This window comes from Sphingomonas sp. SP2 (assembly GCF_058313385.1).
Genome location: NZ_JBZFLD010000001.1, coordinates 1,572,403 through 1,594,546, shown reverse-complemented (window position 1 = coordinate 1,594,546; position 22,144 = coordinate 1,572,403). Strand labels below are relative to the sequence as shown.

Below are 22,144 nucleotides of genomic sequence, written 5' to 3'. Positions count from 1 at the left end.
TCGCCGCGCAGGAGCATTCCCCTTGTCGCTTGAATCCACCGCGCCCAGCGCCGCCGCTCGCCCGGGCCGGGACACGCCGTCGGCCGATCCGGTCAATTTCAGCACGCTGTCGCGGCGTACCTTCGCGATCATCTCGCACCCGGACGCGGGCAAGACCACCCTGACCGAAAGCCTGCTGCAGGCCGCGGGCGCGGTTCACGAGGCGGGTGAGGTCAAGGCGCGCGGCGACCGTCGCCGGGCCCGCTCGGACTGGATGAAGATCGAGCAGCAGCGCGGCATCTCGGTGACGAGCTCGGTGATGACCTTCCAGCGCGGGGACGTTCTGTTCAACCTGCTCGACACGCCAGGGCACCAGGACTTTTCGGAAGATACCTATCGGACTCTGACCGCGGTCGACTGCGCGATCATGGTGATCGACGCGGCCAAGGGGATCGAACCGCAGACGCGCAAGCTGTTCGAGGTCTGCCGCCTGCGCAACGTGCCGATCATCACCTTCGTCAACAAGGTCGACCGGGAAGGTCTCAGCCCCTTCGCGCTGCTCGACGAGATCGCCGAGGTGCTGCAGCTCGACGTCAGCCCGCAGAACTGGCCGACCGGGATCGGCGGGCTGTTCCACGGCCTCTACGACCTTCGCCGCGGGCAGTTGCTGGTCGCCGACCGCAGCGACGGCATCGTGCCCGGGCGCTGGATCGACACCACGAGCATCGACGATCCGGCGATCGCCGCGGCCATCCCCGCCGACGCCGCCGACAGCCTCAGCGAGGATGGCGGGCTGGCGCTCGAATCCTATCCGGCCTTCGATCTAGAATCCTTCCGGCAGGGCGACCTCACGCCCGTCATCTTTGGCAGCGCGCTGAAAGGCTTCGGGGTCGAGCAATTGCTCGACATCCTCGCCGACGACGGCCCTCCCCCGCAGGCCCAGCCCGCCCGGCCCGCGCCGGTCTCTCCGGACGAACCGCGGCTGACCGGCTTCGTGTTCAAGGTCCAGGCCAACATGGACCCCAACCATCGCGACCGGGTGGCGTTCGTCCGGATCTGCTCGGGCAAGCTCGAGCGCGGGATGAAGGTCCAGAACAGCCGCCTCGGCAAGGCGATGGCGCTGCACAATCCGATCACCTTCTTCGCCCGCGACCGCGAGCTTGCGCATGGCGCGGTCGCCGGGGACATCGTCGGCATTCCCAATCACGGCACGCTGAGGGTCGGCGACACGTTGACCGAGAAGGGCGACGTCACCTTCACCGGCCTGCCCGACTTCGCGCCGGAAATCCTCCGCCGGGTCCGGCTCGGCGACCCGATGAAGGTCAAGCAGATGCGCCGCGGCCTCTCGGACCTCGCCGAGGAAGGCGTCATCCGCCTGTTCAAGCCGGTGATCGGCTCGCAGTGGATCGTGGGCGTGATCGGCGAGCTCCAGCTCGACGTCCTCCAGACGCGCCTCGACCAGGAATATGGCGTCGCGCTTGAATTTGAGCCCTCGCCCTACGAGGTCGCACGCTGGGTGAAGTCCGACGACCCCGCGCTGCTGAAGAAGCTGATCGAAACCCACCGCTCGGCGATGGCCGAGGACCAGGACGACGTCCCGGTCCTCCTCATGCGCAACGCCTGGGAATTCGGCCGGCTGCAGCAGGATTGGCCCGGCATCGCCTTTACCGCGGTGCGCGAGCGCAACTGAGCCGGCCGGCCCCAGCTTATTGCGGATAGGCGTCCACGACCTCGTGGGCGGCTCGGTCATAGTCGGCGAGCAACTTGAGCGCCTCTGTGTTGCTGCCGCCGCGCTCGGCATAGAAATAGCGCTCGTAAATGGCGAAGGCCTTGCGGCAGCCGGCGTTGCGCTCGGCGACCTGCGTGCCGGTCGTGATGCTGAACCGCCGCCACGTCTCCCACTGGTAGCCGGCGCAGGTCGTCGTCCGGGCGAGCCAGTCGAAGATCGCGCCATGGTCTTGCTCGAGATGCGCGACGATGGCGGGCGTGGCCGAGGCTGGCCGGACAGGCGCGGCAAAGCTGCCCTTGCGATTTTCCCGCTCGAGCTCGTCGGCGTTGCGGAGCATCTCGGCAATGTCCTCGGGCGGAAGCTGTCCGCGCATCCGCTCGGCCGTTTCCCGCATCTGGCGGATGACGGTGCTCATGTCCGGACTGGGCTGGGCGGCGGCGATCAGGGCGGCGGCGGCGAGCGCGAAGGGAGCCGCCATCTCAGCGATGCCCGCCGATCAGCGACCCCAGCCCGCGAAGGAGCTGGCGCTTGCGGTTGGGGCGCTGGGCGTCGGGCGTTGCCGGACGCTCCGTCCCGCCCAAAGCGGCGTCCATCCCCTCGGGCATGCCGAGCAGTCCCATATGGGTCGAACGGGTGCGGAGCTTGACCGCCCAGGGGCGCTGGCCGGGCGCGCTGTGAAAGTTGGCTTCCGGACCGTAGGCGGTCATCTGCAGCGCCGCCCCTTCGCTTCCCTGGACCACCTCGGCGGGAACGGTGCAACGGTTGGTGTCAGGCGCCATCAGCACCTTGGACGCGACCAGTCGCGACAGGTCGGCCGGCGCGAGGTAATCGGGCATGAGCATGCTCGCGACACGGGTCGCGCTGGAGCTCCACAGGAACATGGTCCCGTCGGGCCGCGCGCCCATCACTCCGGCGAAATAGGCGCGGGCATATGGGACTGCGGGCCAGTCGACCTGCATCGCTCCCGAGGCAAGCTTGCTGCTGCGCGGCGCGAGCGGGGCGAGGAAGTCGTTGGCCGCGGTCAGCGCGAAACCGATGTCGGGCAGGTAATTGCCGCGGACGCGATGGTCCCCGACGAGGGATCCCGACGCCGGGACGCTGGTCCGCCCCGAGGCATTGGGCCATTCGCCGTAGGTCGCCCCGGCATGCGGACCGGGCGGCAGCATCGGCGAGAAGCTCGGCGTGAGGCTCGCCATGACCTTAGCCGCGGCGGCGCTCCCGAATTCGATCACCATCGGCTGACCGGGCCCGGCCTTCTCGCCGCAGCCCCAGTAGAGCAGCATACGGGTCTTGGGCATGGCCTCGGGCCGGGCTCCGGGCACACGCGGCCCCGGCTGCCCGGCATCGCGCGGGCTGGTCAGCGGGAGACTGGTTCCCGCCTTGAGCAGCGCCGGGGGCAGGTGTTCGGCGGCGGGCGCGGCGACACTCGTCGGCGACGCGAGCTGAAGCTGGAGCCGCCTGGCCTGTCCTCCCGGCATGCCGGTCGCCATGCCCGAGACGGTCTCGGCGCTCATCCAGTAGCGGGTTTCGGGCGCGCTGCGCTGCGGCGGCGCGGCAGCGGCGAGGGTGGCGACGGCCACAATGGCGGTGGCTGCGGTCAGTGCAGGCTTGAGCGTCATGATGGTCACTCCTGGCAAGATGAGGTTCAGGGGCGGCTCGGAAGGCCGCCGACGAAGGGCGCAAGGGGGCTTGCGACGGCCTCGGCGCGTGCGGTCGGCAGCGACAGCGCAAAGGACAGGGCGCCGAGCGAGGCCGCCTGCAGGACCGCCGCCGAGAGGGCGAGCGCGCGAAGGGTCGGACGATGGGTCATGACCGCCTCTCCCACTTAACTGGCGGGCGCCGCGGCCTGGAGCGCCTGGCGCCACCCGGCCGGGGTCATCGTGTCGAGATATTCGCCGGCCATGTCGGTGGTCAGCAGCTCCATCATGCAGCTGTTCTCGAGCCACAGCTCGATCACTCCGAAGGCCCCGCCCCGCTTGCGATATTTGGCGAGCCAGCCTTCGCGCGCGGCGATTGCCAGCACCTGCTCGCGGCTGAGCGGCGTGGCGATGGCGGCGTGGGTCGCCGAGCGCGGGCTGGCGGCGGGATTGTGCGTACTGACACAGTCCGCATCGCCCTCGGCGGGAACGAGCTCGGTACCGTGCGGATAGACTTCGATCAGCGAATTGCGATCGTCGCCGGCAAGCACGACGAGGCTGCTTGTGGCGATGGGCGGAAAGGGCATGACTTCGCCCTTCCATAGTTCGGCAAGGACGGCGGCGACGCGCGCCGGGTCGCGGGCGGCGATCGAAAGATGGTAGATCATGCGAGTTTTCCCCTGTGTGTTCGATGCGTGACGCGGGTCAGGCCGCCGGACGGATGGCGCTGAGAAATCCGTTGAAGGCAGCGTAGGTCGGATCCCAGCTGGGTCGGGCCTTGAGGGTTCCGAGCCAGCGGCGGATGTTGGGCGTGTCGCCAAGGTCGACATCGACCGCTTCGGCGAGGACGAGGAGCGAGCCGCCGACATAATCGGCGATGGTCAGCTCCTCGCCGGCGACATAATTGCGGCGCGGCCCGATCATGTGCTGGTCGAGGACCGCGAGCCAGCGATGCGTCGCGGCAAGGCCGGTCGCGATCACCTCGGCCCGGGCGCCCGTTGAATAAGGCTGGAAGGCCGGGAACAGCGTTGGATAGGCGAGCTGCACCCCGACCGCCGTGTGGAAATTGGTCACCAGCCAGTCGAGCGCGGCATTGACCCGGGCGCGGGCGCGAAGCTCGGCCGGATAGGCGGGCGATTTCGCGAGATCGGCGAGATAGCGCAGGATGCTGTTGGACTCGCCGAGCACGAAGCCGCCGTCGACCAGCACCGGAACGCAGCCGTTGGGATTGATCGCAAGGAATTCCGGCGTGCGATGCTCGCCCTCGAACAGGCTGACGTGGACGACCTCGATCGGCAGGTCATGCTCCTCGGCGAACATGAGAAGCGGCCTGGAGGTGGTGGAAATGGGATCGAGGTAGAGCTTCATGACGCGGCAGTTCCTGTGTCTTGCCGCGCTTCTACTCTTCGCCGAAAACCGCCGAAATCCGAACTATTGCGCGACTGGTCTGCATGGATGCAGAATGGCCGCGGGCCAGGCGGGGGGAATTGTCATGGCGTTGGACTGGAGCGACCTGCGTCATTTCCTTGCGGTCGCGCGGCATGGCAGCACGCTCGGCGCGGCGCGCGAGCTCGGGGTCAACCAGACCACCTGTGCGCGGCGCATCGCGGCGCTCGAGGAAGAGCTCGGCTTCACCCTGTTCGAGCGTGGCCGCGAGGGATATCGACTGTCGGAACGGGCCACGCCGCTGGTCGCGGCGGCCGAGCGGGTCGAAGCCGAGGTGAAGGCGTTCCTCGATACGGTCGCGGGGACCGAGCGGCGCCTGTCGGGCACCATCCGGATGACCACCAATGAACCCCTCGCCAATGCGGTGGCGGCGCGCGCGGTGCGCGATTTTCGCGTCGCCTATCCGCGGGTCAGGGTGGAAATGACGGTCGGTGATCACAAGCTCGACATTGCGCGCGGGGAGGCCGACGTCGCGCTTCGCGTGGGATCAAGGCCGACCGATCCGTGCCTTGTCGTGCGCCCCCTCACCCACGCCGCCTGGGCGACCTATTGCAGCCACGACTATGCCGCGGAATATGGGACGCCGAGCGGCGCCGGCGACCTTGCGGGCCATGCCCTGGTGACGTCGGAAGCGGCAGCGGCGGACTGGGTCGCGGCGATCGCGCCGGGCGCCGAAATTGCCTGCCGGAGCAATTCCCTCCCGAATCTCGCGGCGATGCTGAGGGCGGGGTCGGGGATCGGCGGCCTCCCCTGCATCGTCGGCGACGTCGAACCCGAGCTTCGGCGCTGCTTCGACCTGCCCGAGATCCGGCCGCCCGTGTTCCTCGTCTATCACGAACGGCTGAAGTCCGAGCCGCACGTCCGCGCCTTCCTCGACTTCCTCGGCGCGCACGTCCTCGCCAAGCGCGACCTGCTGACCGGCACCGCCTGAGCGACGGCCGCCGCCGGCAATCAATACCGGTTGGCCGGCGCTGACATCATGAATGGGGAAGAAATGGTGGGCGTGGCAAGGATTGAACTTGCGACCCCTGCGATGTCAACACAGTGCTCTACCACTGAGCTACACGCCCACGCTGGAACGGGCCTCTAGCGGGGGGTTTTCCCCTGCGCAAGGCAAAAGCCTCAGGCGATGGCGAGAAACTTTTCGCGGCGCATTTTCCGCAGCTCATCAGGCGAGCGGCCGGCCAGCTGGTCGAGCTCCTCGGTGATCGCCTGCTTGAGGTTGGCGATCGCGTCGCTGGGGTCGCGATGGGCGCCGCCGAGGGGTTCGGCGACGATCCGGTCGATGACCTTGAGGCCGAGGAGGTCGGCCGCGGTGATCTTCATCGCCTCGGCCGCATCGGCGGCCTTGTCGGCGGTTCGCCACAGGATCGAGGCGCAGCCTTCGGGGCTGATCACCGAATAGACGGCATGCTCGAACATCAGGACGCGGTTGGCGGCGGCAATGGCGACCGCGCCGCCCGAACCGCCCTCGCCGACGATTGCAGCGATCGAAGGAACGGTCAGCGCAAGCCCGCGCTCGGTCGAGCGGGCGATGGCCTCGGCCTGGCCGCGCTCCTCGGCCTGGACACCCGGGAAGGCCCCCGGCGTGTCGACCAGGCTGACGAGCGGAAGCCCGAAACGGTCGGCGAGGTCCATCAGGCGGATCGCCTTGCGATAGCCCTCGGGCTTGGCCATGCCGAAATTGTGGCGGAGCCGGGTCTGGGTATCGGCGCCCTTTTCATGTCCCATCAGCACGACCTTGCGCCCGTCGATCCGGGCAAGGCCGCCGATGATCGCCTGGTCGTCGGCAAAGGCGCGGTCGCCGGCGAGCGGAATGAATTCGTCGGCGAGGCCGGCGACATAGTCGCGGAAATGCGGCCGCTCGGGATGACGGGCGACCTGCGTCTTCTGCCACGGGGTCAGCTTCGCATAGGTTTCCTTGAGCAGCTTGCTGCTCTTGGCCTCGAGCTTCTCGATCTCGGGATCGAGGTCGAGGTCGCCGCCACGGGCGGTATCCTTGAGCTCGGCGACGCGGGTCTCCAGCTCGGCGATCGGCTTTTCGAAATCGAGATAGGTCAGCATATCGGGCCGCGGGCTAGGCCGATGTCCGCGCCTTGGCAAGCACTCCCCCGGCCAGCGGGTGGACGCGATTCACCAGCTCGACCAGCCGCTTGCTGTCGACATGGGTGTAGATTTGCGTGGTCGCGATGTCGGCATGGCCGAGCAAGGCCTGGAGAACGCGGAGGTCGGCGCCGTTGGCGAGGAGGTGGGTCGCGAAGGCGTGGCGGAGGACGTGCGGGCTGACCCGGTCGGGGGCAATCCCGGCGTCGGCGGCCATGGCTCGAACGAGCTGGAACAGGCGGACCCGGCTGATGTGCGCCTTGCCGCCGGGAAAGAGCCAGAGGCCGTCCTTCGGAAGTGTTTCTCGCCAATGGGCGACCGCGGCGCGGGCACGGTCGGAGATGGGCACCAGCCGCTCCTTCCCGCCCTTGCCGGCGAGGATCAGGTAGGGCTCCGGGCGGGCCAGCGCCCGGACCGGAAGGCTGACGAGCTCGGTCGCGCGAAGCCCGGACCCGTAGAGCAGCTCAAGAAGGGCGAGATTGCGCAGGCGAAGCGGTTCGCCGCTGGCGGCGCGATCCTCGGCTTCGGCGAAGATGCGATCGACTTCGGCGGGCTCGAGCACGCGCGGCAGCGGACGAACGGTGCGCGGCCGGGGCAGCGCGTCGGACGGGTCGTCGGCGCGAAGCCCCTCGTCGGCGAGGAAGCCGTAGAAGCGGCGGAGCGCGGCCGAGCGGCGGGCGAGCGTTGCCGGGCTGAGCGACGCCCAGGCGACCGCAAGGTCGGCAAGGGCGGCGGGCGCCGCGGTCCCGACCTCGCCCAGCACGTCGGCCGCGGCGGCAAGGTCGCTGCGATAGGCGAGCAAGGTGTTGCGCGCTGCGCCGCGCTCCGCCGCCAGCGCGTCCGCAAAGCGGTCGACCAGCGCGCGGTCGGCCGGTGTCACGTCCGAGCGAGCATCTCGGCGGCGATCATCCGCGCGGAAAAACCGAGCCCGGCGCTGCGCATCGCGGTCAGCGAGCGGAACAGGTGGGCGGCGGGGATCCGCTCGGCCTGCTGCGCCTGCATCCCGATCGCGGCGAGGAGCACCGCGCTGCCGGCCTGGCGGCGCTCGCCGGCCTGCGTGACGATCCGGGTCCAGCCATTCTCGCGGCCGAGCCCGAGACTGTGGCTCCGGTTGAGGCGGGTGGCCGTCTCCGAGTCGATCTCGCCGAGCCCGGCGAGCCCGGCGACGAGCAGTTTGGAGCGCGCCTTGCCGCTGCTCTCATCGCGGTCGATGAAGCTTTCGATCCGGTCCTCGGAGCGGTCGACATTGGCATCGGTGCCGAGCGCCAGCAGCGCCCAGGCGCGATCCTCGTCGGCCGTTTCGTCGAGGTCGCCAATGACGGTCGCCCAGCGCGCCGCGGCGCGATCATAGCCGCCGGCAAGCATCGAGGCGATGAGCTTGGGGACGTCGGCGCCGAGGCTGGCATCGGGGCGGACCCGCGAGGCGGCAAGCGAGACCAGGGCCTGGCCGGCGAGGCGCTGGACGGGATCGTCCCCCTGCCCCCACAATTTGCGCATCGCGCCGAGCTTGTCGCCCGGCTCCTTGGCGGCGAAGGCCAGGCGAAGCTGCCAGGCGTCGGTCCCGCTGAGGTCCGATGGATCGGTCGCGTCGTAGATCTGCGAATAAAGGTCGACGAGGGCGGCCGAGGAGAAGACCCCGAGGCCGGTCGCGATCCGGGCCGAGAGCAGGCGCTGCTCGGCGCTCAGCATCGGCGCCCGGGCCTGCCAGGCGCGAAGGCGAAGCGGTGCCCGGTCGATGAGATTGTTGGGGGGAACGAGGCCGGTCGCGCTCGCCAGGCCGAAACGCCAGGCGGTGAGGCCCTGGACGCCCTCCCATTCGACCGTCGCCGCACGGCCGGTATCGGCCCCTGCCCCGACGACCTTGTCGGCCAGTACATGGTCGATGCCGGTGATCGGGCCACGCCGGCGCGCCTGCTCGATCCGGGTGGCGGCGCTTCCGGCCTCACCGGCGAGCGAGGCGCACATGGCCTCGGTCAGCGCCAGAACGCGGCTCTCGACCTTGTTCATCTTCTCGCGCAGCGGGCAGAGCGCGCCGGGATCGGAATTGGCGAGCGCGCTCTGGACCGCGACCTGGGTCATCTTGGGCGTGAAGTCGGTGACGTCGACGCCTTCGACCAGCAGAGCGGCGGCATCGGCCTCGCCCATGCGGAGGAGGAGCCAGGCCCGCTCGGCGACCCAGTCGACCGGATGCACGGCAGGCGGCGCTTCGCTTCGGGCAAGAAGCGCATTGCGCAACGTGATGTGGAGCCAGCGATTGGGAAGCGGCGTGTCGAGCCGCCTCATCAGCTGCGACAGGAAGGTCCCGTTGGCGCCGCCCCAAGGAGAGGCGCCCATGCCCCAGGCGACGGGATCAATCGCACCGACCTGGCGTGGATCGCGGGCCGAGGATGACGGGATTTCGATGGGCGGCGCTGCGACCGGCACCTTGGCGAGGTCAGCAATGCTGAGCGTCTCGCTCTCGACGACCGCGCCTCCTTCGCTGCTGCCGCTCGGGCGCGGGCGCCGCGCGTCACTGGGCGCGCTGTCGGGGGCCTGGCCGTTCGCCGGGCTCGACGTCTCGGGCGGTGGAGCGGTGTCGTTGAAGCCGGGCGGAAGCAGGCTCTCCTGCGCCACCGCAAAGGCCGGCAGGACCAGCGCGGCGACGCCGACGCCGAGCCACCAGCGTTGCTTAGGCCGGACGGGCAACGTCCACCTCGATCGGGCGCGTTGGAACTTCCTTCGCGCTGCCCGCGAGCCAGATGGCGGCCGCCACGAGGATCGCCAGGATGATGAGCCAGATGATGAGCCCGCGCGCGGGGTGCGGGGGCTTGCGTCGTATCGCCATGAGGCGGGCTTTTGCCGACTGGCACGCCCGCTGTATAGCCCCGGCGCACATGGCGCGGCGCACTCTCCCCTTCGATGGCAGACTTGACCGGTCGGTGGTGCTCGTCGGCCTCATGGGGGCTGGCAAGTCGACCGTCGGGCGGCGGCTGGCGCGCCGGCTCGGGCTGCCGTTCGTCGACAGCGACAGCGAGATCGAGGACGCGGCAGGCCTCAGCGCGGGCGAAGTCTTTCAGCGATTCGGCGAGCATGACTTTCGCGATGGCGAGCGGCGGGTGGTGGCGCGGCTGGCGAGCGGGCCGGTGCGGGTGATCGCGACCGGCGGCGGGGCGTTCGTCAATCCGGCGACGCGCGACCTTCTCAATGCCAAGTGCATCACCGTCTGGCTCGACGCGCCGGTCGATCTCCTCGCCGAGCGGACCGCCCGGCGCCCGGAAACGCGCCCGATGCTGAAGGACGGCGATCGCGCCGAGACTCTGGCACGGCTGATCGACGAGCGTGCGCCGGCCTATGCCGAGGCGCATATCCGTATTCCGAGCGCCGCCGGCGCGCACCACCAGGTGGTGGAGCGGATCGTCGCGGCGCTCGACGAACATCTGAAGGACAAGACGTGAAGAACCTGACGGTCGATGCCGGTGACGAGCGCTATGACGTGCTGGTCGGGCGGCTCGAGGATTGCCGCAGCCGCCTGCTGAGCCTGTCGAAGGGCAAGCCGATGACCCTCGTCACCGAGCCGAAGGTCTGGGGACTTCACGGCGAGCGGCTGCAGGCAATCCTTCCGTGCGACCCGATCCTTGTACCGGAGGGCGAGGAGGCCAAGGACTGGCCGCATCTGCGCGACCTCATCGGGACCTTCGCCGAGCGGAACCTCGATCGGAGCACCACCATCGCCGCCTTTGGCGGCGGCTCGGTCGGCGATCTCGCGGGGCTTGCCGCGGGGCTGTTCAAGCGGGGCATTCCGCTGGTCCATCTGCCGACCACCCTTCTTGCCCAGGCCGACAGCGCGGTCGGCGGCAAGACCGCGATCGACGCGCTCGGGCAGAAGAATCTCGTCGGCATGTTCCACCAGCCCTGCCTGGTTATCGCCGACGTCAGCCTGCTCGACACGCTCGACCCGCGTCAGCTTCGCGGCGGCTATGCCGAGGTCGTCAAATATGGGCTGATCCGCCACGAGGCGCTGTTCCACTGGCTCGAGGACCATGGCGCCGCCCTCCTCGCCGGGCACCGCGAATATCGCGAGGAAGCCGTCTGGCAGAGCGTCGCCGCCAAGGCCCGGACGGTCGAGGCGGACATCACCGATCGCAATGGGGCGCGGGCGCTGCTCAATTTCGGGCATACCTTCGCCCATGCGCTTGAGAGCGCGGCCGGGCTGGGCACGATGCTGCACGGCGAGGCGGTCGCGGTCGGCATGGTGCTCGCCTTCGCGCTGTCGGCCGATCTCGGCCTTTGCCCGCACGAGGATGCGCGGCGGGTGCGCGATCACCTGGCTTCGGTCGGGCTTCCGACGACGCTCGCGGAAACCGGCGTGGCGCGCGATGCGCTGATCCCCCTGATGCGCGGCGACAAGAAGAATGACGGCGGCGCGCTTCGGCTCGTGCTGACCCGCGGGATCGGCGACGCCTTCCTCAGCGAGGGCGTCGAGGAAGCGGTCGTCGCCGACTTCCTCGCCCGCACCGCCTAGCCTTCGCGGGCAGGCTCGGGCGCAGGGGCCTCGTCATCGAGGGGGCTGTGGGTGAAGCTCTTCTCGATGCCCGTCCGGAGGTCGCCGGTCGCCGCCTGGACCCGCAGCCGCTCGCGGTCGCGGGTGCGATAGGCGGTCTCGACCCGCAGCGCCTCGCGCTCGGCGATGCCCAGGGCCTTCAGCGCCGAGCGACCCATCGAGACGGCGCTTTCATAGACTTCGCGCTGGAGCAGCCGGACGTTGAGGCCTTCGAGCGCGAGCGCCTGCCGGCGGTCGAACACGCGGACCATGATCACCGCCTTGGGGAAGGCCTCGGTGATCGCCTCGAGCTGCTCGCGGCCGAAAACGCCGTCGTCGTGACAGAAGAGGATGGCTTCCGCCTCCTCCCCGCCTGCTGTGCGCAGCAGGTCGATCCGCGTGCCGTCGCCGTAATAGACCTTGGTTCCGAATTCGCCCGCGAGCTCGATCTGCGAGGCCTTGAGGTCGATCAGGGTGACCGGGATGCGCTTGGCCATGAGCATCTGCGAGACGGTCTGGCCGAAGCGGCCGTAGCCGACCACGATGACATTGGTTTCGGGACTGAATTCGGGGCCGTCGAGGTCGACATGCTTCTGCGGCTGGCGCTGCTGGAGCCAGCCGATGAGCCGCATCAGGAATGGCGTCGCGACCATCGAGGCCGTGACGACCGCGCCGAGGAGGCTCGCCTGCTCGCGGCTGATGACCTCGCCCGAGGCGGCGCTCGCGAACAGGACGAAACCGAATTCGCCGGCCTGGCTTAGCAGCATCGCCATGGTGATCGCACGGCCCGGCTTGCTCCCGAAGAAGCGTGCGAAGGGGTAGAGGACGAGCGTCTTCAGAGCGATCACCGCGACCGCGAGGCCGAGGACGGTGAGCGGCTGCGCGGCGACCACCGACAGGTCGAGAAGCATGCCGACCGACATGAAGAAGAGGCCGAGGAGGATCGAGCGGAAGGGCTCGACGTCGCTTTCGAGCTCGTGACGATAGGGGCTTTCGGCGAGCATCACGCCGGCGACGAAGGCCCCGAGCGCGACCGACAGGTGCAGCGAATGCATCAGCGCCGCCGACCCGATCACCGTGGCGAGGCCGGCGACGACGAACAGCTCGCGTTCGCCGAGGCGCCCGATGAGGCGGTAGAGCGGCGCGATGAGGAAACGGCCGGCGAGCACAAGGCCGATCACCGCGGCGACGGTCATTCCGGTCATCGCCCAGCCCGAGGGCGTGCCCGGATCCTTGCCGACGCTCAAGGCCGCGGTGAGCGTGATGAGCGGGATGAGGGCGAGGTCCTGAAGGAGCAGGATCGAGAAGGCGCGCTCGCCATAAGGGGTGTTGAGTTCCCCGGTCGAGCGAAGCATCGGCAGCACCTGCGCGGTCGAGGAAAGGCCGAGCGCGAGGCCGATGGCGATCGCCGGCCCCCAGCCGAGGCCGAGCACGAACTTGACCAGGATCGCGAGCACCGCGCCGGCGCCGAGCAGTTGCGCGAGTCCGAGGCCGAAGATTTCCTTCTTGAGGCGCCACAGGCGCGAAGGCTGAAGCTCGAGGCCGACGAGGAACAGCAGGAGCGCGATGCCGATCTCGCTGACCTGATTGATCGCCGCTGCGTCGCCGCCGATGTTCAGCACCGACGGCCCGACGACGATCCCGCCGACGATGTAGCCGAGGGTCGCGCCGAGCCCGAGGCGGCGGAACAGGCCGACAAACAGCAGGGCCGCGAACAACAGGCCTGTCATCCAGACGAGAATGCCGGTCATGCCTTGTCCTTCAGTGCGGCGAGCAAGGCGTCGAACGGCAGCAGTACCGCGCCATGGCGCCCTGCCCGCCCCTGCACGGGTGAGAGGTCAGCAAAGTCGGGTGGAACGTCGCCGCGTCCTTCGAGCCAGGCCTTGAGCGCCGCCCGCATCACGATGATCTCGGCCTTGAGCCGCCCCGGTGCCCAGCGCTGGACCAGCGCCGCGCTCGCCTGCCCGTAGGCGCAGGCGGTGACCTTCTGGGCGAGGTCGACGATCCGGCCGTCAGCGAAGCGCACCGATGATGTGAGGGTGGAGCCGCAGGTCGCCGAGCGGGCCTCTCCCACCCCGTCCGCCCCCTCGAGCCCGGTCGCGAGCGGCAGCGATGCCGCCAGCCGGAGGATCTCGAGCGTATAGGGCGGCTCCCGGTTCATGCCCGCCGCCAGCTGGTCCCTTGCGGCCCGTCCTCGAGCAGGATGCCCTCGGCCTTGAGTTCGTCGCGGATGCGGTCGGAGGTGGCGAAGTCGCGGGCGGCCTTGGCGGCGGTCCGCTCGGCGATGCGGGCGTCGATCGCCGCGTCGCCGTCCCCGCGGAACCACTGGTCCTCGGTCTCGCCGAGGAGGCCAAGCAGCGCGGCGCTCGCCTTCAGCGTCGCCGGATCCTCGATCTGGCCGAGACGGGTGATCGCGAGCGCGCTGTTAAGATCGTCGGAGAGCGCCTCGATGACGGCCGGGTCGGCCGTTCCTGCGGCGCTGTTTCCGATCCGCCGGTAGAGACCGTCGAGCGTCGCCTTGCTTTGCGCGAGCAGCGCCTCGGTCCAGGGCAGCGGCGAGCGATAATGGGCACTGAGCAGCGCGAGGCGCAGCACCTCGCCCTTGTGACCGGCCGCGAGCAGTTCGCCCGGAGTCACGACATTGCCGAGGCTCTTGCTCATCTTCTCGGCGCCCATGTCGACGAAGCCGTTGTGCAGCCAGTAGCGGGCGAGCGGTGCGCCGCCGTGGGCGCAGCGGCTCTGCGCGGCTTCATTCTCGTGGTGCGGGAAGACGAGGTCGATCCCGCCGCCGTGGATGTCGATCGTTTCGCCCAGATGCGCGCGGATCATCGCCGAGCATTCGATGTGCCAGCCCGGGCGGCCACGACCCCAGGGGGAGTCCCAGCCGATCATGTCGTCGGCGCTTGGCTTCCACAGGACGAAGTCGCCCGGCGCCTTTTTGTAGGGCGCGACCTCGACCCGCGCGCCGGCAAGCATCGCCTCGCGGTCACGGCGGGAGAGCGCGCCATAGTCGGGATCGGAAGCGACATCGAACAGGACATGCCCCTCGGCGGCGTAGGCATGACCCTTGGCGATGAGGTCGGCGATCATCGCGACCATCGGCCCGATCTCGGCAGTGGCATGGGGCGCGATGTCGGGATCGCGCACCCCGAGCGCGCGCATGTCCTCGAGATAATGTTGCTCGAACCGCTTGGTGATGATCGAGGGCTCCACGCCCTCATCGGCAGCGGCGGCGATGATCTTGTCGTCGACGTCGGTGATGTTGCGCGCGAAGGTCACGCCATGCTCGGGATAGGCATGCTCGAGCAGGCGGCGGAGGACGTCGAATACCACCGGCGGACGGGCGTTGCCGATGTGGGCGCGGCCGTAAACGGTCGGGCCGCAGACGTAGATGGTGATGGGCTGGCCTTCGCGGGGCGTGAATTCGCGTTTGTCGCGGGTGGCGGTGTCGTAAAGGCGGATCATCACAGTTGGTTTCGCTTCAGTCTTGTCTCGTTCCAGGTCGCGAGCATGGCCCGGCCGCTGGCATCGAGCAGGGGATAGGTGTGGCTGTCGCGCATCCACTCGGGGCGCTCGGCCTTGGCGCCGTAGACGATGTCGGTGCCGAGATTGGCGAGCAGGAAGAAGAGGGTCGCGCCGATCAGCCCTTTGAGCATGCCGAACCCGCCGCCGAGCAGCCGGTCGAGCGGGCCGAGCATCGAGCTGCGCGCCTGCCGCCCCAGCCGCTGCGCGAGAAAGCGCATCAGGAGGTAGGAGGGCAGGAAGAGAATGACGAAGGCAAGGGCCGCGGCACCCGCGCTGCCCTTGGCGATGCCGCTGACGGCTTCGGCCACCGGGGCATGGAAGAGGACCAGCGCGACGACGCCCGCCGCCCAGGCCGCGAGGACCAGCGCCTCCTGCACGAAGCCGCGCACGAAGCCGACCAGCGCGCCGCCGCCGAGGAGCAGGAGAACGAAGATGTCGAGCGCGGTCATGGTGCAGCGCAGCGTTAGTTGAGGAGCCTCTGCGTGGCTAGATGGCCTTAGCGCCCGACTACCTTCTCGACGAGCTGGCGCAACTGACCGAAGCGGGCGACCTTGATCCCGTTCGCATCGACGCCGCCGGGGACCCAGGCTTCCTCGAAACCGAGCTTGGCGGACTCCTTCAGGCGAAGCGCAGTATGCGCGGCCGGACGGATTTCGCCCGACAGGGCGACCTCGCCCATGACCACCGCCTCGGCCGGGACCGGCCGTTCGCTCAGCGCGGAAACGAGGGCGGCGGCGACGGCGAGGTCAGCGGCGGGGTCGTTCAGCCGGTAGCCGCCGGCGATGTTGAGATAGACTTCGGCAGTCGCGAAGCTGACCCCGCACCGTGCCTCGAGCACCGCAAGGAGCATGGCGAGGCGGCTGCTGTCCCAGCCGACCGCCGAGCGCCGCGGGGTCGCTCCGCTCGCGAGCCGGACAGTGAGGGCCTGGATCTCGACCAGCACCGGCCGGGTGCCTTCGAGCGCCGGAAAGATGGCGGTCCCGCTGACGGGATCGTCACGGCGGGTGAGGAAGAGGGCGCTGGGATTGGGGACTTCGGCGAGCCCGGCCCCTTCCATTGCGAAAACGCCGATCTCGTCGGTCCCGCCGAAGCGGTTCTTGACCGCCCGCAGGATGCGATACTGGTGGCTGCGCTCTCCTTCGAAGCCTAGTACCGCATCGACCATATGCTCGAGCACGCGGGGGCCGGCGATGCTGCCGTCCTTGGTGACATGGCCGACGAGGATCAGTGCGGTACCGCGCTCCTTGGCGAAGCGGATCAGTTCCTGCGCGCTGGCGCGGACCTGGCTGACCGTCCCGGGGGCGCCCTCGATCAGGTCGGAATGCATGGTCTGGACGCTGTCGATGACGAGCAAGGCGGGCGGGCTTTCGGACCCGAGCGTGGTCAGTATGTCCCGGACGCTGGTGACGCTCGCCAGCCGCACCGGCGCAGTACCAAGCCCGAGGCGAAGGGCGCGAAGGCGCACCTGATCGACCGCTTCCTCGCCCGAGACATAGACCGCGCCCTTGCCGGACCGCGCGATCGCCGCGGCGACCTGGAGCAGAAGGGTCGACTTCCCGATCCCGGGGTCCCCCGCGAGCAACATCGCCGAGCCGGGCACGATCCCGCCGCCGACCGCCCGGTCGAACTCGGCGATGCCGGTCTGCACCCTCACCGGAAGTGCGACCTCGGCGTCGAGCCCGACCAGCTTGAACGCGCGGCCTCCGGTCTGGAGATCATGCTTCTGGCTGAAGACGGTCGGCGCGGCGCTCTCCTGGATCAGCGTGTTCCATTCAGCGCAATCGACGCACTGGCCCTGCCAGCGGGAACTCACCGACCCGCAGGCCTGGCAGACATAACGGGCTTTGGTCTTGGCCATGGCAAAAGCTTAGAACAGAAGCGGAACGCAAAGCAACGTTCCTGCCTCTTGGGTGTTGATCAGCAACTTACACCCCAAGGAGAATTACATGCCCTACGCCAAGGCCAAGGATGGCACGATGCTCTACTACAAGGACTGGGGCACCGGCGATCCCGTCGTCCTCATGCACGGCTGGCCGCTGACCGGCGACACGTTCGATGACCTCGCCATCAAGCTGGTCGAGAATGGCAAGCGCTGCATCATCCCCGATCGCCGCGGCTTCGGCCGGTCGGACCAGCCCTGGGACGGGCATGACTATGACACCTATGCCGACGACGTCGCTGCGATCCTCGAGGACGCCAAGATCAGTCAGCCAGTCGCGCTGGTCGGCTTCTCGATGGGCGGCGGCGAAGTCGCGCGCTTCCTGACCAAGCAGGGCAAGGGTCGGGTCAGCGCGGCGGTGCTGGCGAGCTCGGTCGTCCCCAAGGTCGCGCAGAGCGACGATTATCCCGACGGCGTGCCGCAGTCGACGCTCGACGACATCACCAAGCAGATGAAGGAAGATCGCGCGGGCTTCCTGCAGACCTTCATCAAGCAGTTCTACGGCATCGGCTTCATTGAGCGCCCGGTCAGCCAGGGCGTGCTCGACGCCGGCTTCCAGCAGGGCATGATGAGCGGCGCGCGTCCGTTTTATGCCGCCGCCGCGGCCTGGGCCGGGACCGACTTCCGTCCCGACCTCCCGTCGTTCGAGGGCGTGCCAACGTTGATCCTCCACGGGACCAGCGACAAGAACGTGCCGATCGAGGGTACCGGCCGCAAGGCCGCCGAGGCGCTGCCGCATGCGACGCTGATCGAATATGACGGCAGCCCGCACGGCATCTTCGAGACCGACAAGGAGCGCTTCTGCAAGGACGTGGTCGAGTTCCTGACCCGCGAGAGCCGCGGCACCACCGCGGACACCAGCGCCAGCGCGATCCCGCTGACGAACTGAGCTAATATCCTGAGGCGGCAGGGGCCCGGTGACCTTCCGTTCGCGGAGGCACTGGGCTCCTGCTTTCGCAGGAGGACGGCTACACAAGCACTTCTCCCGCAGCCCCCTGGCTGAGGAAGGCCTGCGGACTGGCGCTCAGCCCGTAGGCACCCGCGCAGAAGATCGCGATCACGTCGCCCACCTCGGCGCGCGGCAGCATCACCTCATCGGCCAAGAGGTCGAGCGGGGTGCACAGGCATCCGACGACCGTCACCTCTTCCTCCGGCTCGGCCCCGAAGCGGTTTGCCACCGCCACCGGATAATTGCGCCGGAGGAGCTGCCCGAAATTCCCGCTCGCGGCGAGCATGTGGTGGAGCCCTCCGTCGACCACGAGGAAGGTTTTGCCGCGGCTCATTTTCCGGTCGACCACCCGGGTCAGATAAACGCCCGCCTCCCCCACCAGCCAGCGGCCGAGCTCGATGACGAAGCGCGTGTCGCGCAGAAGCGGGTGCACACTGCGCAACGTCGTCTCGAGCGTCGCCCCGATCGCATCGATGTCGAGCGGGGTATCGCCCGCGAAATAGGGGATGCCGAAGCCGCCGCCGAGATTGGCTTCGGCCGGGGTCGCGCCGATTTCGGCCGCGATCTGGCCCGCAAGCGCCACCGTCTCGCGCTGGCTTTCGATGAGCGCGTCGGCCGACAGCGACTGCGACCCTGCATAGACGTGGAGTCCGCGCCATTCGGCACCGGCGGCCAGGATACGGCGGACCGCTGCAGGCACGCGCTCGTGATCGATCCCGAACTGGCTCGCGAGCCCTCCCATCTTCATCCCCGAGCCCTTGAGCCCGAACGGCGGATTGACCCGCACCCCGATCCGAGGCCGCCGCTCCATCGTGGTGGCGATGCCGAGCAGCCGCTCAAGTTCGCCCTCGCTTTCGACATGGACGCAGACGCCGCGAAGCACCGCTTCGGCAAGGTCGCCATCACCCTTGCCGGGTCCGGCAAAGCTCAAGGGCAAATCACGATCGACCAGCCCGGCCCGATCGAGGATAGCCAGCTCGCCCGCCGAGGCGAGGTCAAAGCCGTCGACCAGCCCGGCCATATTTTCGAGCAACGGCGGATAGGGATTGGCCTTCACGGCATAATGGAGGCCGACGTCGCCGAACGCGCGGCGGAAGCGGGCGACCTGCCGCTCGATGCCAAGGCGATCATAGACGAAGAGGGGCGCCCCCTCGGCCTCAAGCAGCTCGAGCGCACTGCGGCCGCCAATCGTCAGCACGCCCTCCGGATCGGCGGCAAAGCCTGCGGGGATAGGTCCGAAGGCCTTCACGCACCCACCTCCGTTCCCAGCGCAGCCCGGTCGATCTTGCCGTTGGGCGAGATGGGCAGGGCCTCGACCCAGCGGATCTCGCTCGGCCGCAGGTGCGCGGGCAATTCCGCGGCGAACCAGCGCTGGAGGCGATCCTCCGCGTCGTCGCCGCGGGCGATTGCGACCAGCAGGATCCGCTGCCCAAGCCTCTCGTCCTTGATGCCGAAGGCGGCGGCATCGCTGACGGCGCCGCTGGCGATTGCGGCTTCCTCGACCTCGCTCGGGCTGACCCGGTTGCCGCTGACCTTGATCATCGCGTCGTCGCGACCGCGGATGCGGAGCAGGCCATCGGCGCCGACCGTCGCTCGATCACCCGACCAGACCTCGCCGCCGCGAAAGCGCTGGACCGTGCGCTCGGGATCGTTCCAATAGCCCTGCGCAACCAGGGGGCCGGCATGGACCAGCTCGCCTTCCTCGCCGGGCGCGGCCTGGCTTCCGTCGGCACGCCGGATCGACAGTTCGGCGAAGGGAATGGCGGTGCCGACGCTGTCGGGCTTCGCGTCGACGAGGCCGGGGTCGAGGCTTGCCGAGCGAAAGGCTTCCGTGAGGCCGTACATGAGGTGCAGCCTGGCCTCGGGGAAGAGGGCGCGCAATCGCCGGACCAGCGCTTCGGGCATGTGCCCGCCCGAATTGGTCAGCGTTCGAAGGCTATCCCCCGCCCCGCCCCATTGCTGTTCGGCGAGCTGGATCCACAGCGGCGGGACGCCGGCGAGCACGGTCGCACCGGTCCGCTCGACCGCACGGACCACGTCGCGCGGGAGGAGATAGTCGAAGGCGATGGCCTCTCCGCCCGCATGCCAAGTCGAGAGAAGCTGGTTCTGGCCATAGTCGAACGCGAGCGGAAGGACGCAGAGCGTGCGGTCGGCGGGACCGAGCCCGAGATAATGCGCGACGCTGACCGCCCCCAGCCAGAGATTGGCATGGCTCAGCATCACGCCCTTGGGCCGCCCGGTCGAGCCCGAGGTGTAGAGCAGGGCTGCGAGCGACGCGGGGGCGTTGGCCGAGGGCGGAAGCGCCTCCTCGCTGTCGACCCACTCCTCGAGCGCAACAGCTTGGGCCGGGCGCTGCTCCAGCGTCTCGAGCCGGGCGCGGTTCGCGACCAGCAGCCGCGCGCCGCTGTCGGCCATGATATGCTCGGCCTGAGCGCGGCGAAGGACGGGGTTGATCGGCACATGGATCAATCCGGCCCGGGCACATGCCAGCGGAGCGAGACAGGCGAGGACGGTCTTGCCCATCCAGGTGGCGACACGATCGCCGGGCGCGAGGCCGAGCGCCAGGAACCGCGCGGCCATACGCCCGACCGACTGGTCGAGCTCGGCGTACGTGAGCCGCGTCGATCCCACGGACAGCGCCGACGCGCCCGGGGCACCGCGCAGCGTCAGATGGTCGAGCGGAAAGGGCGTGGGGTCCGGGCCGGTCATCGCGGGAGGTCAGATGCCGCTTAACTTGCGCCTTGGCCAGCCCTCGCCTAGGGCGCGCGCACCATGGCCGCCAAGCCCCTGCCCGACGCCGCGCACGACCTCGATGCGGTCCTCCGCGCCCTGCTCGCCGAGACGCTCGGCCTGACCCCGGCGCGCGTCGCCGCATTCGACGCCGATACCGAATTGTTCGGCGCTTTGCCCGAGTTCGATTCGATGGCGGTCGCCAACCTCCTCACCGGGATCGAGGAGAAGTTCGACCTGCTGATCGAGGATGGCGACGTCGAGGCCGAGGACTTCCTTACCTTCGGGTCGCTGAAAGCCTTCGTCGCGCAGCTGACCGCCTGAGCCGACGGGCCCCGGCCTGAAGCCCGGGCGCGCTCATTCCGCGGCCTGAAGCTCCGCAAACTCTTCCGCCGCGAGGAAGCGCTCGGCGTCGAGCGCGGCCATGCAGCCGGTGCCGGCTGCGGTGACGGCCTGGCGGTAGGTCTTGTCCATGACATCGCCGCAGGCGAACACGCCGGGGATGTTGGTTCGGGTCGAGCCGGTCTCGACCGCGAGGTAGCCGTCCTCGTCAAGATCGAGCTGACCGGCGAAGAGGTCGGTCGCGGGCTTGTGCCCGATCGCGACGAAGGCGCCGTCGACCGCAAGTTCGCTCAGCTCGCCTGTGAGGCGGTTCTTGAGACGAAGCCCGACCAGTGCCTCGGGTTCGCCGCCCGACAGGAACTCGTCGACTTCGCTGTTCCAGATGACCTTCACCGACTTGTGCGCGAACAGGCGGTCCTGAAGGATTTTCTCGGCGCGCAGGCTGTCGCGACGATGGATCAGGGTCACGTCGTCGCTGTGGTTGGTGAGATAAAGGGCTTCCTCGACCGCAGTGTTGCCGCCGCCGATGACCGCGACCTTCTTGCCGCGATAGAAGAAGCCGTCGCAGGTCGCGCAGGCGCTCGCGCCCTTGCCCTTCATCCGCTCCTCGCTTGGAAGGCCGAGCCACTTGGCCTGCGCTCCGGTCGCGATGACGAGCGTGTCGGCAAGATAGGTGGTGCCGCTGTCGCCGATCAGGCGAAACGGACGGCCGTTCAGCTCGACCCGGTCGATATGGTCCCACATCATCCGCGTGCCGACATGCTCGGCCTGCGCCTGCATCTCCTCCATCAGCCAGGGGCCCTGGATGACATCGCGGAAGCCGGGATAATTCTCGACGTCGGTGGTCGTGGTCAGCTGGCCGCCCGGCTGGATGCCCTGGATCACGATCGGCTGAAGGCCGGCGCGCGCGGCATAGATGGCGGCGGTCAGGCCGGCCGGGCCGGAGCCCAGCACGATCATGCGGCTGTGAATGGTCTCGCTCATGGCTTCCTACTTAGTGCGCGTGGTCGTGCTCGCCATGCCCATCGGCGGCGGGGGCGTCGGCCTTCTTCATCTTGTCGCAGCAGGGCATCTTCTTCTCGCCCTTGCAGCATTCCATCGGGCAATCCGCGTCCTTCATCTTCCCGGCCTCGGCCGGCTGCGGCTGCGCGGCGGCATCGGGCGCCGGGAACGACATGGTGGCGGCAAGCAACAGTGCGAACATCGGCGACAATCCTCGTGAGTCGAACGCCTGTGTAGCCGAGGC

24 protein-coding genes and 1 tRNA gene are annotated in these 22,144 nt (G+C 69.1%); 6 read left to right on the top strand and 19 right to left on the bottom strand.

Annotated elements, in window-relative coordinates:
• The first annotated feature begins 106 nt into the window (after positions 1 to 106).
• A complete protein-coding gene (locus AC4GYU_RS08185; protein WP_491086903.1) occupies positions 107 to 1,669 on the top strand; it encodes a peptide chain release factor 3 in 1,563 nt (520 codons plus the stop codon).
• A 16-nt stretch (positions 1,670 to 1,685) separates the two neighbouring features.
• Here AC4GYU_RS08185 and AC4GYU_RS08180 read toward each other — a convergent pair whose 3' ends face one another.
• The 5 genes from AC4GYU_RS08180 to AC4GYU_RS08160 are packed head-to-tail and all read right to left on the bottom strand — an operon-like array spanning position 1,686 to position 4,713.
• Positions 1,686 to 2,186 carry a hypothetical protein gene (locus AC4GYU_RS08180; protein WP_491086392.1) on the bottom strand — a complete coding sequence of 167 codons (501 nt, stop codon included), beginning with the start codon at positions 2,184 to 2,186 and terminating at the stop codon, positions 1,686 to 1,688.
• Between the two features lies 1 nt (position 2,187).
• Positions 2,188 to 3,327 carry a hypothetical protein gene (locus tag AC4GYU_RS08175; RefSeq protein WP_491086391.1) on the bottom strand — a complete coding sequence of 380 codons (1,140 nt, stop codon included), beginning with the start codon at positions 3,325 to 3,327 and terminating at the stop codon, positions 2,188 to 2,190.
• Between the two features lie 26 nt (positions 3,328 to 3,353).
• Positions 3,354 to 3,518, bottom strand: a complete 165-nt coding sequence (locus AC4GYU_RS08170) for a hypothetical protein (RefSeq protein WP_491086390.1) — start codon at positions 3,516 to 3,518, stop codon at positions 3,354 to 3,356.
• A gap of 15 nt (positions 3,519 to 3,533) precedes the next feature.
• Positions 3,534 to 4,013 carry a hypothetical protein gene (locus AC4GYU_RS08165; protein WP_491086389.1) on the bottom strand — a complete coding sequence of 160 codons (480 nt, stop codon included), beginning with the start codon at positions 4,011 to 4,013 and terminating at the stop codon, positions 3,534 to 3,536.
• Between the two features lie 37 nt (positions 4,014 to 4,050).
• Positions 4,051 to 4,713 (bottom strand): glutathione S-transferase family protein, encoded by a 663-nt coding sequence (locus AC4GYU_RS08160; protein WP_491086388.1) that lies wholly within the window; start codon positions 4,711 to 4,713, stop codon positions 4,051 to 4,053.
• Positions 4,714 to 4,837: 124 nt separating this feature from the next.
• Between AC4GYU_RS08160 and AC4GYU_RS08155 the strand changes: the two genes are divergently transcribed.
• The gene (locus AC4GYU_RS08155; protein WP_491086387.1) at positions 4,838 to 5,722 is read left to right on the top strand and encodes a LysR family transcriptional regulator; all 885 of its coding nucleotides are present in this window, start codon (positions 4,838 to 4,840) and stop codon (positions 5,720 to 5,722) included.
• A 64-nt stretch (positions 5,723 to 5,786) separates the two neighbouring features.
• On the opposite strand, the gene AC4GYU_RS08150 is transcribed toward AC4GYU_RS08155, so the two are convergent.
• The 5 genes from AC4GYU_RS08150 to AC4GYU_RS08130 form a co-directional block, all read right to left on the bottom strand.
• Positions 5,787 to 5,861: transfer RNA gene (locus AC4GYU_RS08150), tRNA-Val, on the bottom strand.
• Positions 5,862 to 5,913: 52 nt separating this feature from the next.
• Positions 5,914 to 6,855 carry an acetyl-CoA carboxylase carboxyltransferase subunit alpha gene (locus AC4GYU_RS08145; RefSeq protein WP_491086386.1) on the bottom strand — a complete coding sequence of 314 codons (942 nt, stop codon included), beginning with the start codon at positions 6,853 to 6,855 and terminating at the stop codon, positions 5,914 to 5,916.
• A gap of 13 nt (positions 6,856 to 6,868) precedes the next feature.
• Complete coding sequence (locus AC4GYU_RS08140) at positions 6,869 to 7,774, bottom strand: tyrosine recombinase (RefSeq protein WP_491086385.1); 906 nt, start codon at positions 7,772 to 7,774, stop codon at positions 6,869 to 6,871.
• Complete coding sequence (locus AC4GYU_RS08135) at positions 7,771 to 9,579, bottom strand: hypothetical protein (RefSeq protein ID WP_491086384.1); 1,809 nt, start codon at positions 9,577 to 9,579, stop codon at positions 7,771 to 7,773. The genes AC4GYU_RS08140 and AC4GYU_RS08135 overlap by 4 nt, the downstream gene beginning before the upstream one ends.
• Positions 9,563 to 9,718, bottom strand: coding sequence for a hypothetical protein (locus AC4GYU_RS08130; protein ID WP_491086383.1), 156 nt, complete (start codon positions 9,716 to 9,718; stop codon positions 9,563 to 9,565). The genes AC4GYU_RS08135 and AC4GYU_RS08130 overlap by 17 nt, the downstream gene beginning before the upstream one ends.
• 49 nt (positions 9,719 to 9,767) lie before the next feature.
• Between AC4GYU_RS08130 and AC4GYU_RS08125 the strand changes: the two genes are divergently transcribed.
• Complete coding sequence (locus AC4GYU_RS08125; protein ID WP_491086382.1) at positions 9,768 to 10,328, top strand: shikimate kinase; 561 nt, start codon at positions 9,768 to 9,770, stop codon at positions 10,326 to 10,328.
• A complete protein-coding gene (gene aroB, locus AC4GYU_RS08120; RefSeq protein WP_491086381.1) occupies positions 10,325 to 11,395 on the top strand; it encodes a 3-dehydroquinate synthase in 1,071 nt (356 codons plus the stop codon). Before AC4GYU_RS08125 ends, aroB begins: the two co-directional genes overlap by 4 nt.
• Here aroB and AC4GYU_RS08115 read toward each other — a convergent pair.
• The 5 genes from AC4GYU_RS08115 to radA are packed head-to-tail and all read right to left on the bottom strand — an operon-like array spanning position 11,392 to position 16,796.
• Positions 11,392 to 13,164, bottom strand: coding sequence for a monovalent cation:proton antiporter-2 (CPA2) family protein (locus AC4GYU_RS08115; RefSeq protein WP_491086380.1), 1,773 nt, complete (start codon positions 13,162 to 13,164; stop codon positions 11,392 to 11,394). The genes aroB and AC4GYU_RS08115 overlap by 4 nt on opposite strands.
• Positions 13,161 to 13,574 carry an iron-sulfur cluster assembly scaffold protein gene (locus AC4GYU_RS08110; protein WP_491086379.1) on the bottom strand — a complete coding sequence of 138 codons (414 nt, stop codon included), beginning with the start codon at positions 13,572 to 13,574 and terminating at the stop codon, positions 13,161 to 13,163. The genes AC4GYU_RS08115 and AC4GYU_RS08110 overlap by 4 nt, the downstream gene beginning before the upstream one ends.
• Positions 13,571 to 14,878, bottom strand: coding sequence for a cysteine--tRNA ligase (gene cysS / locus AC4GYU_RS08105; RefSeq protein WP_491086378.1), 1,308 nt, complete (start codon positions 14,876 to 14,878; stop codon positions 13,571 to 13,573). The genes AC4GYU_RS08110 and cysS overlap by 4 nt, the downstream gene beginning before the upstream one ends.
• Positions 14,878 to 15,387 (bottom strand): CvpA family protein, encoded by a 510-nt coding sequence (locus AC4GYU_RS08100; protein ID WP_491086377.1) that lies wholly within the window; start codon positions 15,385 to 15,387, stop codon positions 14,878 to 14,880. Before AC4GYU_RS08100 ends, cysS begins: the two co-directional genes overlap by 1 nt.
• A gap of 47 nt (positions 15,388 to 15,434) precedes the next feature.
• Positions 15,435 to 16,796 (bottom strand): DNA repair protein RadA, encoded by a 1,362-nt coding sequence (radA, locus tag AC4GYU_RS08095; protein ID WP_491086376.1) that lies wholly within the window; start codon positions 16,794 to 16,796, stop codon positions 15,435 to 15,437.
• An 88-nt stretch (positions 16,797 to 16,884) separates the two neighbouring features.
• Between radA and AC4GYU_RS08090 the strand changes: the two genes are divergently transcribed.
• The gene (locus AC4GYU_RS08090; protein WP_491086375.1) at positions 16,885 to 17,766 is read left to right on the top strand and encodes an alpha/beta fold hydrolase; all 882 of its coding nucleotides are present in this window, start codon (positions 16,885 to 16,887) and stop codon (positions 17,764 to 17,766) included.
• A gap of 79 nt (positions 17,767 to 17,845) precedes the next feature.
• Here AC4GYU_RS08090 and AC4GYU_RS08085 read toward each other — a convergent pair whose 3' ends face one another.
• On the bottom strand, positions 17,846 to 19,075 hold the full coding sequence (locus tag AC4GYU_RS08085) for a pyridoxal-dependent decarboxylase, exosortase A system-associated (protein ID WP_491086374.1): 1,230 nt from the start codon (positions 19,073 to 19,075) through the stop codon (positions 17,846 to 17,848).
• On the bottom strand, positions 19,072 to 20,535 hold the full coding sequence (locus AC4GYU_RS08080; protein ID WP_491086373.1) for an AMP-binding protein: 1,464 nt from the start codon (positions 20,533 to 20,535) through the stop codon (positions 19,072 to 19,074). Before AC4GYU_RS08080 ends, AC4GYU_RS08085 begins: the two co-directional genes overlap by 4 nt.
• A 63-nt stretch (positions 20,536 to 20,598) precedes the next feature.
• Between AC4GYU_RS08080 and AC4GYU_RS08075 the strand changes: the two genes are divergently transcribed.
• Positions 20,599 to 20,880 (top strand): acyl carrier protein, encoded by a 282-nt coding sequence (locus tag AC4GYU_RS08075; RefSeq protein WP_491086372.1) that lies wholly within the window; start codon positions 20,599 to 20,601, stop codon positions 20,878 to 20,880.
• Positions 20,881 to 20,913: 33 nt separating this feature from the next.
• Here AC4GYU_RS08075 and trxB read toward each other — a convergent pair whose 3' ends face one another.
• Positions 20,914 to 21,858, bottom strand: coding sequence for a thioredoxin-disulfide reductase (gene trxB / locus AC4GYU_RS08070; RefSeq protein WP_491086902.1), 945 nt, complete (start codon positions 21,856 to 21,858; stop codon positions 20,914 to 20,916).
• 34 nt (positions 21,859 to 21,892) lie between these two features.
• Positions 21,893 to 22,102: a hypothetical protein gene (locus AC4GYU_RS08065; RefSeq protein WP_491086371.1), complete on the bottom strand. Its 210-nt coding sequence runs from the start codon at positions 22,100 to 22,102 to the stop codon at positions 21,893 to 21,895.
• Positions 22,103 to 22,144: the final 42 nt, after the last annotated feature.

Coding starts and splice junctions, on each gene's coding strand:
- AC4GYU_RS08180 (WP_491086392.1), bottom strand. CDS start 2,186: ATGGCGGCTCCCTTCGCGCTCGCCGCCGCCGCCCTGATCGCCGCCGCC.
- AC4GYU_RS08175 (WP_491086391.1), bottom strand. CDS start 3,327: ATGACGCTCAAGCCTGCACTGACCGCAGCCACCGCCATTGTGGCCGTC.
- AC4GYU_RS08170 (WP_491086390.1), bottom strand. CDS start 3,518: ATGACCCATCGTCCGACCCTTCGCGCGCTCGCCCTCTCGGCGGCGGTC.
- AC4GYU_RS08165 (WP_491086389.1), bottom strand. CDS start 4,013: ATGATCTACCATCTTTCGATCGCCGCCCGCGACCCGGCGCGCGTCGCC.
- AC4GYU_RS08160 (WP_491086388.1), bottom strand. CDS start 4,713: ATGAAGCTCTACCTCGATCCCATTTCCACCACCTCCAGGCCGCTTCTC.
- AC4GYU_RS08155 (WP_491086387.1), top strand. CDS start 4,838: ATGGCGTTGGACTGGAGCGACCTGCGTCATTTCCTTGCGGTCGCGCGG.
- AC4GYU_RS08145 (WP_491086386.1), bottom strand. CDS start 6,855: ATGCTGACCTATCTCGATTTCGAAAAGCCGATCGCCGAGCTGGAGACC.
- AC4GYU_RS08130 (WP_491086383.1), bottom strand. CDS start 9,718: ATGGCGATACGACGCAAGCCCCCGCACCCCGCGCGCGGGCTCATCATC.
- AC4GYU_RS08125 (WP_491086382.1), top strand. CDS start 9,768: ATGGCGCGGCGCACTCTCCCCTTCGATGGCAGACTTGACCGGTCGGTG.
- AC4GYU_RS08115 (WP_491086380.1), bottom strand. CDS start 13,164: ATGACCGGCATTCTCGTCTGGATGACAGGCCTGTTGTTCGCGGCCCTG.
- AC4GYU_RS08110 (WP_491086379.1), bottom strand. CDS start 13,574: ATGAACCGGGAGCCGCCCTATACGCTCGAGATCCTCCGGCTGGCGGCA.
- cysS (WP_491086378.1), bottom strand. CDS start 14,878: ATGATCCGCCTTTACGACACCGCCACCCGCGACAAACGCGAATTCACG.
- AC4GYU_RS08100 (WP_491086377.1), bottom strand. CDS start 15,387: ATGACCGCGCTCGACATCTTCGTTCTCCTGCTCCTCGGCGGCGGCGCG.
- radA (WP_491086376.1), bottom strand. CDS start 16,796: ATGGCCAAGACCAAAGCCCGTTATGTCTGCCAGGCCTGCGGGTCGGTG.
- AC4GYU_RS08090 (WP_491086375.1), top strand. CDS start 16,885: ATGCCCTACGCCAAGGCCAAGGATGGCACGATGCTCTACTACAAGGAC.
- AC4GYU_RS08080 (WP_491086373.1), bottom strand. CDS start 20,535: ATGACCGGCCCGGACCCCACGCCCTTTCCGCTCGACCATCTGACGCTG.
- AC4GYU_RS08075 (WP_491086372.1), top strand. CDS start 20,599: ATGGCCGCCAAGCCCCTGCCCGACGCCGCGCACGACCTCGATGCGGTC.
- trxB (WP_491086902.1), bottom strand. CDS start 21,858: ATGATCGTGCTGGGCTCCGGCCCGGCCGGCCTGACCGCCGCCATCTAT.
- AC4GYU_RS08065 (WP_491086371.1), bottom strand. CDS start 22,102: ATGTTCGCACTGTTGCTTGCCGCCACCATGTCGTTCCCGGCGCCCGAT.